Genomic DNA, 14,035 nt, shown 5'->3' with positions numbered 1-14,035 from the left:
GGTCCACACCGCCGCATGGGTGGAACGCTCCTGACCGAGGAGCCGGACCGCGCTGCCGGGAGCAGCTGGACAATGGACGGACGCCGGTTCCATACCGGCGAGTTCGTACGGAGTGAGCCGCTGCGGATTCCGGACTGGAGGTGTGGGGATCGAACTCCGTTACTCGGCAGGAACTGTGCCCGGCCCGCCCGTGAAAACCGTTCAACCGGCAGAGCAGAGAGAACGACCATGAACGACCGCGTTCGTCCCTACCGGATCGCTATCGACGATGCTGATCTGCGTGACCTACGCGAGCGGCTCCTTCGCACCCGGTGGCCGGAACGTGAACCGGTCGCGGACTGGTCCCAAGGGGTGCCGCTGGCGTATCTGCGCGAGCTGTGCCGGTACTGGGCCGACGAATACGATTGGCCGGCCACCGAAGCGCGGCTGAACCGGATTCCGCAGATCAGCACCGAAATCGACGGCGTGCCGATACACGCGCTCCACGTGCGTTCTCCGAATCCGGAGGCCGTCCCGCTCGTCCTCACGCACGGCTGGCCGGGCTCGTTCCTGGAGTTCGAGCGAGTCCTCGGCCCACTCAGTGACCCGGCGGCGCACGGCGGCGATCCGGCCGACGCGTTCCACATCGTCGTGCCGTCCCTGCCGGGCTACGGTTTCAGTGGTCGGCCCACCGAGCCGGGCTGGGGCATCCACCGCATCGCACGCGCCTGGGCCGAGTTGATGACCCGGCTCGGCTACGAGAGATTCATCGCCGCCGGCAGCGACTGGGGCACCAGCATCTCCACCAGCATCGCCTTGCAGCAGCCGCACAGGTTGCTCGGCCTGCACCTCGTCCCACCCCTGGCCGCCCCCGAGCGCACCGAGGCACGCCTCACCGAGGCCGAACGGCGAGCCCTCGCCGACCTCGAGGAACGCAATCGCACCGGATCCGCTTATTCAGCGGTACACGCCACGCGCCCGCAAACTCTCGGTTATGGGTTGCTGGACTCACCGGCCGCGCTGTGTGCGTGGATCGTGGAGAAGGTCTGGACTTGGTGCGACCACGGGGGTGACCTCGACACCGTCTTGACCCGCGACCAGGTATTGGACAACGTGACGCTCTACTGGCTGACCGCGACCGGCGCCTCCTCCACTCGCCTCTACTGGGAGAGCATCGACGAAGTCACCGAGTGGTTCACCACCGCGGTCGGCGACCAGATCACCGTGCCGACCGCCGCCAGCGTGTTCCCCGCCGAGGTGCCCCGCCCGTCATATCGCTGGGCGTCCAAGCGCTTCACCAACATCGTGCACTGGGGACAGCCCCCACGCGGCGGTCATTTCGCCGCATGGGAACAACCAGAGCTGTTCGTCGCCGAAGCTCGCGCCGCACGCCGCGCTTGCCTCGCCGCTCAACGGTGACCGATCACGGAGGAGCGTCACCGTCAGCGGGGACGAGTGCGCTATACCCGGCGGTCAATCCGACCATCAGCCGAGTGCAACCAACCTGATGGCCGGGTACACCTATCCGGCATCACCGCACGACTGGAAGCTACCGGACTCGGAATACGTCGACGTCTCGGCCTCGCCCAGATCGTCTCGAGCATGCGACCCCAGGGCTCGGATACCGAGCGGCGCCTCGAAGCCGCGATCGTCACCCTGGACCGGTGAGCACGTCCCCGGCGCCCGAGGCGGCGCGCCCGGCGGCATGGTTTCGGCACCGGGGCGCTGGACGTGCCGACCAGATCGCTAGCGCTTCGGGTCGGGTAAGCCGGCGGGGCCCAGCGCCTTGCGCAGCGTCCCGGCCAGAGCTTCGAGTTCGTCCGGGTCGAGGCCGCTGAACCGGCGTTCGATTCCGGCCAGGTAGTGCGGAGCGGCCTCCCGCAGCCGCCGCCGACCGGCCTCGGTGATGCTCACGAACGCCGAACGCCCGTCGTCCGGATTGGGCTCCCGCCGCACCAAGCCGTGCGACTCCAGTTCGCCGACCAGGCGACTCACCCGGGTGCGGCTGAGCACGACTCGTTCGCCGAGGTCGCTCACCCGCAGCTCCTGCGGTCCGTCGAGTTCCAGGAGTACGTCGTACCAGGTCAGTGGCAGCGCGGTGGCGCGACGGAGTTCCGCGTCCAGCTCCGGCACCAGTTTGGCGTGCACTTGGAGCAGTGCCGACCACGCACGGACGGCCGGATCGGAACGGTTCGCGGATTTCGGCACGAACTCAGCATAGCGGTTGCGTGCACACGCACACATATAATAGCGTGCGCACGCACATAAATTAGCGCCTGAGGAGGCTGCCATGACCGAACTGATCACTCGCCAGGAACTCGCCGAACAGATCGCAGCGGGTTCGGTGACCGTCATCGACGCGCTCGGCGCCGAGTACTACGCCAAGGCGCATCTTCCCGGCGCGCTCAACCTGGTGGAAGCCGATGTGGAAACGAAAGCGCCGCAACTGCTTCCGGCGAAGGACGCCGCGATCGTGACCTATTGCTCGAATGCCGCGTGCTCCAACAGCCAGCACGTGGCGACCAAGCTGGAAGCTCTCGGCTACACCAATGTCCGGAAGTACCGAGAGGGCATCCAGGATTGGACCGAAGCCGGGCTTGCGGTGGAGAGCTGACGCACGACGGAGTGCCCGGCGGGCGGAGCCTGTCCGTCCGCCGGGCACGTACAGCTCGGCGAGCTTGACTCACCGCTCACCGGTGACCGATCACCGCAACCCACAGCATGACGAGCTTGCGCTCACCCGATCACGACGACGAAGGCCGTCACCCTCCCGTGGACCTCCGCTGGCCGCTGACCATCGCTTGCGCCCGCCGCGCCGTGCGGTTGTGCCGCGACCACGGGTGCGCCCGCTAGCGCGCCCTGTTGATCGCCGCCGGTCAGCTCGCCAGGCAGCCCGGGCCGAGCAGCGCCTTCAGGTCGCCCATCAGGGCCGAGGACGGTGAGACGCGCAGGCGTTCATCGAGTTTCAGCAGCGTGGTCTTGTCCCGGGCGCCGACGTGGCGGATGTGGACGTCGGAGGTGCCGGGGTGCCTGGACAAGACCCGTTTGAGTTCGCCGATCTTGTCCGGGGTGCACATGCGGGTGGTGATGGTGACCGCGAGGGGCTTCGCCACGCCCACCGCCGACAGGTCGGGCACGGCGAGGTCGTTGGCGATCAGCGAGATCCGGTCGTCGCGGACCGAGACGCGGGCCTTGACCAGCACCACGGCGTCCTCGACGACGTCCATCCCGTACACCGAGTACGCCTGCGGGAAGAACAGCACCTCGATGCCACCGGTGAGGTCTTCCAGCTGAGCGGAGGCCCAGGCCAGGCCGTTTTTGTTGATCCGCCGGTTCACCGAGGCCAGGATGCCGCCGACGGTCACCTGGGTGCCGTCCTTGATGTCGCCTTCCAGGATGGCCGGGATCTGCGTGTCGGCCTGCGCGGCCAGCACATGCTCCACACCGTTGAGCGGATGCCCGGACACGTACAGGCCCAGCATCTCCCGCTCCAGCGCGAGCCGGTGCTTGGACTCCCATTCCTCGTCGGGTACCTTCACGTTGAACACCGAGGTCACCGACTCGTCCGCGTCCAAGCCGCCGAACAGGTCGAACTGACCCATCGCCTCGGCCTTCTTGGTCGCCATCACAGCATCGATGGCGTCGGAGTGGATCAGCATCAGGCCCTTGCGCGGATGGCCGAGCGAGTCGAAACCGCCCGCCTTGATCAGCGATTCGGTGACCTTCTTGCTCGCCGCGATCGCATCGATCTTGTTCAGGTAGTCGGAGAAGTCCGTGAACTTCGACTTCTCCTTACGCGCCTGGATGATCGAGGCGACCACGTTCGCGCCGACGTTGCGCACCGCGCCCAGACCGAAACGGATGTCCTTGCCGACCGAGGCGAAGTTCTGCTCGGACTCGTTGACGTCCGGCGGCAGCACGGTGATGCCGAGGCGGCGGCAGTCGGACAGGTAGACCGCGGCCTTGTCCTTGTCGTCACCGACGGAGGTGAGCAGGCCCGCCATGTATTCGGCCGGGTAGTTGGCCTTGAGGTAGGCGGTCCAGAACGAGACGAGGCCGTAGCCGGCGGCGTGCGACTTGTTGAACGCGTAACCGGCGAACGGAAGGATGGTGTCCCACAGGGCCTTCACCGCGCCTTCGGAGAAGCCGTTGTTGGTCATGCCCTCGTGGAAGCCCTTGTACTCGGCCTCCAGCACCTCGAGCTTCTTCTTACCCATGGCTTTGCGCAGCGCGTCGGCCTTGCCCATGGAGTAGGAGGCGACCTTCTGCGCGATGAACATGATCTGCTCTTGGTAGACGATCAGACCGTAGGTCTCGGCGAGGATGTCCTTGAGCGGTTCCTCGAGCTCGGGGTGGATCGGCTTGATCGGCTGCCGCCCGTTCTTGCGGTCGGCGTAGTCGTTGTGCGCGTTCATGCCCATCGGGCCGGGCCGGTACAGCGCGAGCACGGCGACGATGTCGTTGAAGCCGGTGGGCTGCATGCGGCGCAGCAGGTCGCGCATGGGGCCGCCGTCGAGCTGGAAGACACCCAGAGTGTCACCGCGCGAAAGCAATTCGTAGGTGGCCGGGTCGTCCAGCGGCAGGTTGTCCATGTCGAGATCGATGCCGCGGTTGGCCTTGATGTTGTCCAGCGCGTCACCGATGACGGTGAGGTTGCGCAGGCCGAGGAAGTCCATCTTCAGCAGACCGATGGCCTCGCAGGACGGGTAGTCCCAGCCGGTGATGATCGCCCCGTCCTGGGGACGCTTCCACACCGGGATCGCGTCCATCAAGGGCTCGGAGGACATGATCACCGCGCAGGCGTGCACACCGGCATTGCGGATCAGGCCCTCGAGGCCGCGCGCGGTCTCGTAGATCTTGGCCACGTCGGGGTTGCTGCCGATGAGCTCGCGGACCTCGGCTGCTTCCTTGTACCGCTCGTGATCGGGGTCCATGATGCCCGACAGCGGGATGTCCTTGGCCATGATCGGCGGCGGCAGGGCCTTGGAGATCTGGTCGGCGATGGCGAAACCGGGCTGGCCGAACTGGACGCGCGCGGAGTCCTTGATCGCGGCTTTGGTTTTAATCGTGCCGAACGTGATCACCTGGGCGACCCGGTCGGTTCCCCATTTCTCGGTGGCGTAGCGGACCATCTCACCGCGACGGCGATCGTCGAAGTCGATATCGATATCCGGCGCGGACGGGCGCTCCGGGTTGAGGAACCGCTCGAACAGCAGGCCGTGCGGCAGCGGGTCGATATTGGTGATGCCGAGCGCGTAGGCCACCAGCGAACCGGCCGCCGAACCACGGCCGGGGCCGACCCGGATGCCGACTTCCCGCGCGTGCTTGACGAGGTCGCCGACGACGAGGAAGTAGGCGGGGAAGCCCTTCTGCTTGATGACGTCGAGTTCGAAGTAGGCGCGGGTGTAGTACTCCTCGGGCACCCCGCCGGGGAACCGGCGCGCCAAGCCGCGATCGACCTCTTTGCGCAGCCAGGAGTCCTGGTCCTCGCCCTCGGGCACCGGGAAGACCGGCATGCGGTCCTTGAAGGCCCACACGTCGTCGTAGGACTGGACCCGCTCGCCGATCAGCACCGTGTTGTCGCACGCGCCGGGCACCTCGGCGTCCCAGAGCGCGCGCATCTCCTCGGCCGACTTCAGGTAGTAGCCGTCACCGTCGAACTTGAACCGCGTGGGGTCCGACAGCGTCTTGCCGGTCTGCACGCACAGCAGCGCCTCGTGGTTGGCGGACTGATCCTTGGTGACGTAATGGCAGTCGTTGGTGGCCAGCGCCGGAATGCCCAGTTGCTTGCCGATGTTCAGCAGTCCCTCGCGGACCCGGCGCTCGATGGACAGGCCGTGGTCCATCACCTCGAGGAAGAAATTGTCCTTGCCGAAGATCTCCTGCCACTTGGCGGCGGCCTCCAGCGCCTCGCGGTCGTGGCCCAGGCGCAGGCGGGTCTGCACCTCGCCGGAGGGGCAGCCGGTCGTGGCGATGATGCCCTCGGCGTACTGGGCGATGATCTCCGCGTCCATACGCGCCCACTTGCCGAGCTGGCCTTCGATGGAGGCCAGCGAGGAGAGTTTGAACAGATTGCGCAGGCCGGTCGCGTTCTCGGCGACCATCGTCATGTGCGTGTAGGCGCCGGAGCCGGAGACATCGTCGCCCTTCTGGCTCGGATCGCCCCACTGCACGCGCTTGGTGTCGAACCGGGAGCCCGGCGCGATGTATGCCTCGATGCCGATGATCGGCTTGATGTCGTGCTTCTTGGCCGAGTTGTAGAACTCCGACGCGCCGTACATGTTGCCGTGGTCGGTCATCCCGACCGCGTTCATCCCCAGCCGTTTCGCCTCCGCGAACAGTGGCGAGATCTTGGCCGCACCATCGAGCATGGAGTACTCGGTGTGGTTGTGCAGATGGACGAACGATCCGGACGAGGCGGCCAAGACGGTCCTTCCTCCCAAGGTCTCGACGGGGGTTGGCTGGACCGATTCTAGGCGGGCGCACCGACTGCTTTTGACCGGCGCGCGGGCGCCGCCCGGGCCTCCGGCGTGTCGGTGGGGAAGATCACCGGCGCGTCCTGTCGACTCGCCGCATGAGCGTCTGATTTCCGCGCGTGTCGGGATCGGCCCGCCACCATGCCGCACGAGCGCGCCCCCGCGATAATCGGCCCATGAAGTCCCCGCGCGGATGCCCGCCATGACCACCGCGCTCGCCGTCGTGGTCGCGGCGGCCCTACTCGCCGGTGCGTTGCTGATCTGGTCGCGCACCCGCAGGGTGGTGACCACCCCCGCCGAGCGGGCGGTGCATTCGGCGCTGCACACCGCGTCGCTGGCCGCGGTGCCGCTGCGGCGCGGGCTGACCGAGGATTCGGCGCGGGAAGCGGCGCCGCATCTGCGCGCGCTCACCGGCGCGGAGGCGCTCGCGCTGGCCGATGCCGACGGCACGGTGCTCGCCTGGGACGGGCCGCACGCCGAACTGGCCGAGTATTTCGGCGAAGCCGCCGAGCGCGCCGTCGCGGGCCAGCGTCCCGTGCTCGTCGCCGGACCCGGACGCGGGGAGCACGCCGGGCGCACCCTGATCGCGCAACCGTTGCTGGTCGAATCCAACGGCGTCGCCGGTGTGCTGGGCGTCGTGAGCACCGGACAGCCGGGGCCCGGCCGGCTCGGCGCGGTCGCCGAGGTGGCGCGGTACGCCTGCGGCCAGCTCGAATTGGCCGAACTGGACGCGTCGCGGGCCCGTCTGGACCGGGCCGAGGTGCGCGCGCTGCGGGCGCAGATCAGCCCGCATTTCATCTACAACGCGCTGAACACCATCGCTTCCTTCGTGCGCACCGATCCCGCGCGGGCCCGCGAGCTGATCCTCGAGTTCGCCGACTTCACCCGGTATTCCTTCCGCGCCGCGGGCGAGTACACCGTGCTGTCGGACGAGTTGCGCAATATCGAGCGCTATCTCGCGCTGGAACGCGCCCGCTTCGGCGACGCCCTCCAGGTGCGGTTGCGGATCGCGCCCGAGGTGCTCGGCGTGGTGCTCCCCTTCCTCGCGCTCCAGCCCCTGGTGGAGAACGCGGTGCGGCACGGGCTCGCGGGCACCGCCCACGGCGGCACCGTGAGCATCGTCGCCACCGACGCGGGCACCGACTGCGTGATCAGCGTCGAGGACGACGGCGTCGGCATGGACCCCGACCTCCTGCGCTCCGGCGCGCTGGACGCCGTCGAGACCAGCCCGGCGGGCTCCGGGGAGGCGGCGCACGTCGGTCTCGCGAACGTCGACGACCGGTTGCGCGCGGCCTTCGGCGACGACTACGGCCTGGTCGTGGAGACCGCGCCGGGCGCGGGCACGAAAGTCAGCCTGCGTGTCCCGAAATTCCGCGCTGGCATCCGGCCCTAGGGCCGGCGTGCGAAGTTTGCGGGGGACAACGCGTGCCGACGACACCCGGTCATGGCCCGGCGCGGGACCCTTACGATGGAGCGATTGTGACCCGCGTTACCGGCAAACCGGCGGGCGCGCTGCGCGTGCTCGCCGTGGACGACGAGAAACCCGCTCTGGACGAGCTGGTGTATCTGCTGCGCGCGCGGGCCGAGATCGGGGAGATCCACGCGGCGGGCGACGCCACCAGCGCGCTGCGGGTGTTGCGCGCCCACCCGGTGGACGCGGTCTTCCTGGACATCAACATGCCCGGCCTGGACGGCATGGAGCTGGCGGGCATCCTGTCCGAGTTCGCCAATCCGCCCGCCGTGGTCTTCGTGACCGCCCACGACGACCGGGCCATCGCGGCGTTCGACCTGGGCGCGGTCGATTACCTGCTCAAGCCGCTGCGCGAAGCGCGGCTCGCCGAGGCGGTGCGGCGGATCGCCGCCGCCAGCAGCGCGCCGCACCAGCCCGCCGCCGACGAGCGCACCGATCCGAGCGAGGTCATCCCGGTGGAACTGGGCGGGATGACGACGCTGGTGCCGAGGTCCAGCGTGAGCTGGGTGGAGGCCGACGGGGACTACGCGCGGCTGCACACCAGCGGGGGATCACATCTGGTACGCATCCCGTTGTCGGCGTTGGAAGCTCGCTGGCACGACGCGGGCTTCCTGCGGGTGCACCGCTCGTATCTGGTGGCGCTGCGGATGGTCACCGGGCTGCGCACGGTGGGTTCCGGCACCGTCGTGTGCCTGCGGGCCGAGGGCGACGCGCGAGCGGTCGAACTGCCGGTCAGCCGAAGACAGGTACGTGAGCTGAAGCAGCGGCTGGTGCACCGGCCCCGGCAACAGTGGGGCAATCAGTGACCACGCCGCAGCGTCCGACGCGCGAGCGCGTGGTGCTGTCCGAGCGACGCGGCGCGCGGCGGGTCCGCACGAGGGTCGAGGTCGCCGAGCAGACCGAGTTCGGCGAGGCGCTCATCGGCGGCCTGATCCGCGCCCAGCTCGGGCTCGCGCTGCGCGTGGGCCTGGTGACCATCGCGCTGCTGTGCGCGCTGCCCGTGCTGTTCCGCGCCGGTCCGATCGGATCGATCACGATGCTCGGCATCCGGCTGCCCTGGCTGGTGCTCGGCGGCGCCGTCTACCCGCTGCTGTTCCTGATCGGCCGCACCTACGTGCGCTTGGCCGAACGCAACGAACAGGATTTCCTCGAACTGGCCGAGGACTGATCGTGCGCTCCCTCCGAATCCCGTCCGTGTGGATGCCCTCCGGCAGCAGCGAGATAGGCCGGGTTCACCACTCGGCGTATCGGCGCACCTGCGCTGCGACCGCGCGCGGCGCGTCCGCGACCGGGATACGACCGGGCGGACTCGCGCGCCGCAGTCAGACCGGCTTCGCCGGCACCGCCGCGGCGCGTGCCCATCCGTACCCTCCGGCGACTTCGGCCTCCGCCCTCGCGTCAACGCTGGTGGAACTCTCTGCCGAGCCGGACACATGGGGGCCTGTCCGAACGCAACGAACAGGATTCCCTCGCCCCGACCGAGCACCGGCGGGATGCCGCGCCGACCTTCCCGGAGGTACGCGATGACCTCCGGCACGGCGACCACGCTGACGGTGGCGGCGCTGATCCTCGCCGCGCTGGCGACCGTCGCGATCGGCGCGTACGGCGTGCGGCTCGCGCGCACCACCTCCGATTTCCTCGTCGCGTCGCGCAGTGTGGGGCCGCGCTGGAACGCCGCCGCGATCTCCGGTGAATACCTTTCGGCCGCTTCGTTTCTCGGCGTCGCCGGGTTGATCGCGAAGTACGGCGCGGACGCGCTGTGGTACCCGGTCGGGTTCACCGCCGGGTACCTGGCGCTGCTGCTGTTCGTCGCCGCCCCGCTGCGCCGCTCCGGCGCGTACACGGTGCCCGACTTCGCCGAATTTCGTTTGGGTTCGGTGCGTCTGCGCAGGCTGGCGGCCACCGTCGTGGTGCTCATCTGCGCGGTGTACCTGATCCCGCAGTTCCAGGGTGCGGGTCTCACGCTGCACATCCTGCTCGGGGTGCCGGACTGGGTGGGCGCGGTGGCGGTGGGCGCGATCGTGATCGCCAACGTGGTCGGCGGTGGGATGCGCTCGATCACGCTGGTCCAAGCGTTCCAGTACTGGTTGAAGCTGACGGCGGTCGCGCTCCCCGCGCTGGTGTTGCTCGGGCATTTTCTCGCCGACGAGCGGGAACTGGGCGCGCCCGCCCCGCCGGTGGTGTCCGAACGCACGACCGTCGACGTGACCACCGACGTGGTGGTCCGGGTCAACGCGCCGCAGCAGGTCGCGATCACCGGAACGCTCGACGAGCGCGCCGTCGACGGGCAGGTGCCGCTGGCGCCCGGCACGCACGAACTGGCGGCCGGGACGCGCTTGGTGCTCGAGGCGGGGTCCGCGGTGCCGGTGGTGGCGGGCGCCCCCGCCGACGGCGCGGGCTGGCTGGCGCCGGGCGGCGGCCTGGGCGGACCGCATCCCGCCTACCAGGTCTATTCGCTGATCCTGGCGACCTTTCTCGGCACGATGGGCCTGCCGCACGTGCTGGTGCGCTTCTACACCAACCCCGACGGACGGGCCGCGCGCACGACGGCGCTCGCGGTGATCGGCCTGGTCGGGCTGTTCTACCTGTTCCCCGTGCTGCTGGGCGTTTTCGCCCGGCTGTACGTGCCGCAATTGCTGATCACCGGAACCTCCGACGCCGCGGTGGTGCTGCTACCCGGGGCGGTAGTCGCGGGCCTGCCGGGGCAGCTGCTCGCGGCGCTGGCCGCGGCGGGAGCGATCGCCGCGTTCCTGTCCACCTCGTCCGGACTGCTGGTGAGCATCGCGGGCGTGCTCAGCACCGACATGCTGCGCGGGCGCATCCGCGACTTCCGCACGGCCGCGCTGGTCGCGAGCTCCGTCCCGCTGGCGTTGTCGCTGACGGTGGTGTCGCTGGACCTGTCGCGCACCGTCGGCCTGGCCTTCGCGGTGGCCGCCTCCACGCTGTGCCCGCTGCTGGTGCTCGGCATCTGGTGGCGTGGACTGACCGCGGCGGGCGCGGCGGCCGGACTCGTCGCGGGCGGACTGGCGGCGGGCGCGGCGACCGCCGTCTCGGTCACCGGCGGCTTCTCCGGCGAAGTGGCGGGCGGCTGGCCCGCCGCGCTGCTGAGCTATCCGGCGGCGATCAGCGTGCCGCTGGCGTTCGCCACCATGGTGCTGGTGAGCTCGCGCACCCGCGGCCTCGGCACTAGGACGGTGAGCCGGATCTTCGTCCGGATGCACGCGCCGGAGCGCTTGGGCATGGGCGCGGACCGCGAACGCAGCCTGCGTTCGGAGTGAGCGAGCGCCCTCGCGCCACCTGACCGTTCGTCGCGCCGGATCGACCGTTCACCGCAGATTCGGCCACCTTCGCGGAGTGACCCACACCACAGCCTACTGGCGGCCCGCATGTCTGGCTTACCGTCCTCGAGAAGTAAGCCACGTCACTTGGTAGGACCATCATGACCAGTACCGAACTCGACGACACCGCACCGCGGCGAGCGCCGAGCGCAGCAGAATTCGCCGAAGTCCAGGCGAGCCCCCAATTCCAGGATCTGCGAAATCGGCTGCGCCGCTTCGTATTTCCGATGACCGCGTTGTTCCTGCTCTGGTACCTCGGTTATGTGCTGCTCGGCGCGTACGCCCACGACTTCATGAGCCGCCCGGTGTTCGGCGAGATCAACGTCGGATTGCTGCTCGGGCTGGGCCAGTTCGTATCCACCTTCGCCATCACCGCGCTCTACGTCCGGTTCGCCAACCGGGAACTGGATCCGCGCGCGGCGGCCATCCGCGGCTACCTCGAGGGAGACCGAGCGTGAACACCGTGCACATTCACGCCGCGGCGGCGACGGTCGGCAACCCGGTCGCCAATATCGCCATCTTCGGCGTCTTCGTCGTCTTCACGATGATCGTGGTGATCCGGGCCAGCCGGAACAACGCCACCGCCGCCGACTACTTCACCGGCGGGCGCGGCTTCTCCGGCCCGCAGAACGGCGTCGCCATCGCGGGTGACTACCTCTCGGCCGCGAGCTTCCTCGGCATCGCGGGCGCCATCGCCGTCTACGGCTACGACGGATTCCTCTACTCCATCGGATTCCTGGTCGCGTGGCTGGTCGCGCTGCTGCTGGTCGCCGAAATGCTGCGCAACACCGGCAAATTCACCATGGCCGACGTGCTGAGCTTCCGGCTGAAGGAAGGCCCGGTGCGCACCGCCGCCGCGCTGTCCACGCTGACGGTGTCGCTGTTCTACCTGCTCGCGCAGATGGCGGGCGCCGGCGGGCTGGTGGCGCTGCTGCTGGATGTCACCGACAAGACCGGGCAATCCGTCGTGATCGCCGTCGTCGGCGTGCTGATGATCGTGTACGTGCTGGTCGGCGGCATGAAGGGCACCACGTGGGTGCAGATCATCAAGGCGGTGCTGCTGATCGTCGGCGCGGCGCTGATGACCGTCATGGTGTTCGCCAAGTTCGGTTTCGACTTCTCCGAAATCCTCGGCTCCGCGCAGGAAGCGGTCTCCGGTTCGGCGAACAAGGCCGTCGCGGCCCGCGACGTGCTCGCCCCCGGCGCGCAGTACGGCGGCAGCGAGACCTCGAAGCTCAACTTCCTGTCGCTCGGCTTGGCCTTGGTGCTCGGCACCGCCGGCCTGCCGCACGTGCTGATGCGCTTCTACACCGTGCCCACCGCCAAAGAGGCGCGGCGCTCGGTGGTCTGGGCGATCGGCCTGATCGGCGCGTTCTACCTGTTCACCCTGGTCCTCGGCTACGGTGCCGCGGCGATCGTGGGGCCGGATCGCATCCTCGCGGCCGCGGGCGGGCAGAACTCGGCGGCGCCGCTGCTGGCCTTCGAACTCGGCGGCGTGGTGCTGCTCGGCGTGATCTCCGCGGTCGCCTTCGCCACCATCCTCGCGGTGGTCGCGGGCCTGACCATCACGGCGTCGGCGTCGTTCGCCCACGACATCTACGCCAACGTCATCAAGCGCGGGAAAGCCGGTGAGCGCGAACAGGTACGGGTCTCCCGGATCACCGCTGTGGTGATCGGCGTGCTCGCCATCGCGCTGGGCATCCTGGCCAACGGGCAGAACGTCGCCTTCCTGGTGGCGCTGGCGTTCGCGGTCGCGGCATCGGCGAACCTGCCGACCATCCTGTACTCGCTGTTCTGGCGGCGGTTCAACACCACGGGCGCGCTGTGGAGCATGTACGGCGGTCTGATCTCGACGATCGTGCTGATCGTGTTCTCCCCCGCGGTGTCCGGCAGCAAGACCGCCATGCTGCCCGGCTCGGATTTCGACTGGTTCCCGCTGTCCAACCCTGGCATCGTCTCCATCCCCTTGGCGTTCGTGCTCGGCATCATCGGCACCTTCGTCGGCGGACGGTCCGAGGACCCGGCCAAGGCCGCGGAGATGGAGGTTCGCTCGCTCACCGGCGTCGGCGCGGAAAAGGCGGTGGTGCACTGAGCACCGCCCGGCATTCTTCGTCCCCCTTGTTCTTTCGTTAGGAGATCCTCGCGTGACCAGCGCAACCACCGATGACCGCGACACCACCGCCTACCCGCCCACCGCGGAGTTCGCCGCCCAGGCGAACGCGAGCGAGGCGCTGTACGACCGGGCACGATCGGATCGGCTGGAGTTCTGGGCCGAGCAGGCCCGCAGGCTGCACTGGCACGAACCGTTCACCCAGGTGCTGGATTGGAGTGCGGCGCCGGTGGCGAAGTGGTTCGTCGGCGGCAAACTCAACGTCGCCTACAACTGCGTGGACCGCCACGTCCTGGACGGCCACGGCGACCAGGTCGCCATCCACTGGGAAGGCGAACCCGGCGACTCCCGCGCCATCACCTACCGCGAACTGCTCGACGAGGTCTCCCGCGCCGCCAACGCGCTCACCGACCTGGGCCTGATCGCGGGTGACCGGGTGGCGATCTACATGCCGATGGTGCCCGAAGCGATCGTGTCCATGCTCGCCTGCGCCCGCCTCGGGCTCACCCATTCCGTCGTCTTCGCCGGGTTCTCCCCCACCGCGCTGCGCCAACGGGTGGACGACGCCGGCGCCCGCCTGGTGATCACGACCGACGGACAGTGGCGGCGCGGGGCGGCGGCGCCGCTCAAGGCCGGGGTGGACGAGGCGCTGGGAGAAGAG

At 69.1% G+C, this 14,035-nt stretch carries 11 protein-coding genes; 9 read left to right on the top strand and 2 right to left on the bottom strand.

Annotated features, from left to right (window positions below):
- Positions 1-228: 228 nt before the first annotated feature.
- Positions 229-1,398: an epoxide hydrolase family protein gene (locus tag NB3_RS28260; protein WP_067809434.1), complete on the top strand. Its 1,170-nt coding sequence runs from the start codon at positions 229-231 to the stop codon at positions 1,396-1,398.
- Between the two features lie 327 nt (positions 1,399-1,725).
- Here the strand turns inward: NB3_RS28260 and NB3_RS28255 are convergent, their stop codons facing one another.
- Positions 1,726-2,187 (bottom strand): MarR family winged helix-turn-helix transcriptional regulator, encoded by a 462-nt coding sequence (locus tag NB3_RS28255; RefSeq protein ID WP_067809432.1) that lies wholly within the window; start codon positions 2,185-2,187, stop codon positions 1,726-1,728.
- 82 nt (positions 2,188-2,269) lie between these two features.
- Between NB3_RS28255 and NB3_RS28250 the strand changes: the two genes are divergently transcribed.
- Positions 2,270-2,593 (top strand): rhodanese-like domain-containing protein, encoded by a 324-nt coding sequence (locus tag NB3_RS28250; RefSeq protein ID WP_067809430.1) that lies wholly within the window; start codon positions 2,270-2,272, stop codon positions 2,591-2,593.
- 262 nt (positions 2,594-2,855) lie between these two features.
- Here NB3_RS28250 and dnaE read toward each other — a convergent pair whose 3' ends face one another.
- The gene (gene dnaE / locus NB3_RS28245) at positions 2,856-6,404 is read right to left on the bottom strand and encodes a DNA polymerase III subunit alpha (RefSeq protein ID WP_084823748.1); all 3,549 of its coding nucleotides are present in this window, start codon (positions 6,402-6,404) and stop codon (positions 2,856-2,858) included.
- 253 nt (positions 6,405-6,657) lie between these two features.
- Between dnaE and NB3_RS28240 the strand changes: the two genes are divergently transcribed.
- From NB3_RS28240 to NB3_RS28210, 7 genes are all read left to right on the top strand, one after another.
- Complete coding sequence (locus tag NB3_RS28240) at positions 6,658-7,848, top strand: sensor histidine kinase (RefSeq protein WP_067809548.1); 1,191 nt, start codon at positions 6,658-6,660, stop codon at positions 7,846-7,848.
- Between the two features lie 86 nt (positions 7,849-7,934).
- Positions 7,935-8,732 carry a LytR/AlgR family response regulator transcription factor gene (locus tag NB3_RS28235; protein WP_084823747.1) on the top strand — a complete coding sequence of 266 codons (798 nt, stop codon included), beginning with the start codon at positions 7,935-7,937 and terminating at the stop codon, positions 8,730-8,732.
- Entirely contained in the window at positions 8,729-9,094 is a 366-nt protein-coding gene (locus NB3_RS28230) for a hypothetical protein (RefSeq protein WP_244892122.1), read from the top strand. Before NB3_RS28235 ends, NB3_RS28230 begins: the two co-directional genes overlap by 4 nt.
- Positions 9,095-9,449: 355 nt before the next feature.
- Positions 9,450-11,204 carry a sodium/solute symporter gene (locus NB3_RS28225; protein WP_067809428.1) on the top strand — a complete coding sequence of 585 codons (1,755 nt, stop codon included), beginning with the start codon at positions 9,450-9,452 and terminating at the stop codon, positions 11,202-11,204.
- Positions 11,205-11,365: 161 nt separating this feature from the next.
- Positions 11,366-11,722, top strand: coding sequence for a DUF485 domain-containing protein (locus NB3_RS28220; RefSeq protein WP_067809425.1), 357 nt, complete (start codon positions 11,366-11,368; stop codon positions 11,720-11,722).
- Positions 11,723-11,727: 5 nt separating this feature from the next.
- A complete protein-coding gene (locus NB3_RS28215) occupies positions 11,728-13,356 on the top strand; it encodes a monocarboxylic acid transporter (RefSeq protein ID WP_067809543.1) in 1,629 nt (542 codons plus the stop codon).
- A gap of 52 nt (positions 13,357-13,408) precedes the next feature.
- On the top strand, positions 13,409-14,035 hold a 627-nt coding region (locus NB3_RS28210; RefSeq protein WP_157112056.1), incomplete at its 3' end, for an AMP-binding protein.

Origin of the sequence: Nocardia beijingensis NBRC 16342 (assembly GCF_001612785.1) — a bacterium.
Classification (GTDB): Bacteria; Actinomycetota; Actinomycetes; order Mycobacteriales; family Mycobacteriaceae; genus Nocardia; species Nocardia beijingensis.
Note: the sequence above shows the minus strand (reverse complement) of the source record. Positions and strands in the feature narration are given on the sequence as shown.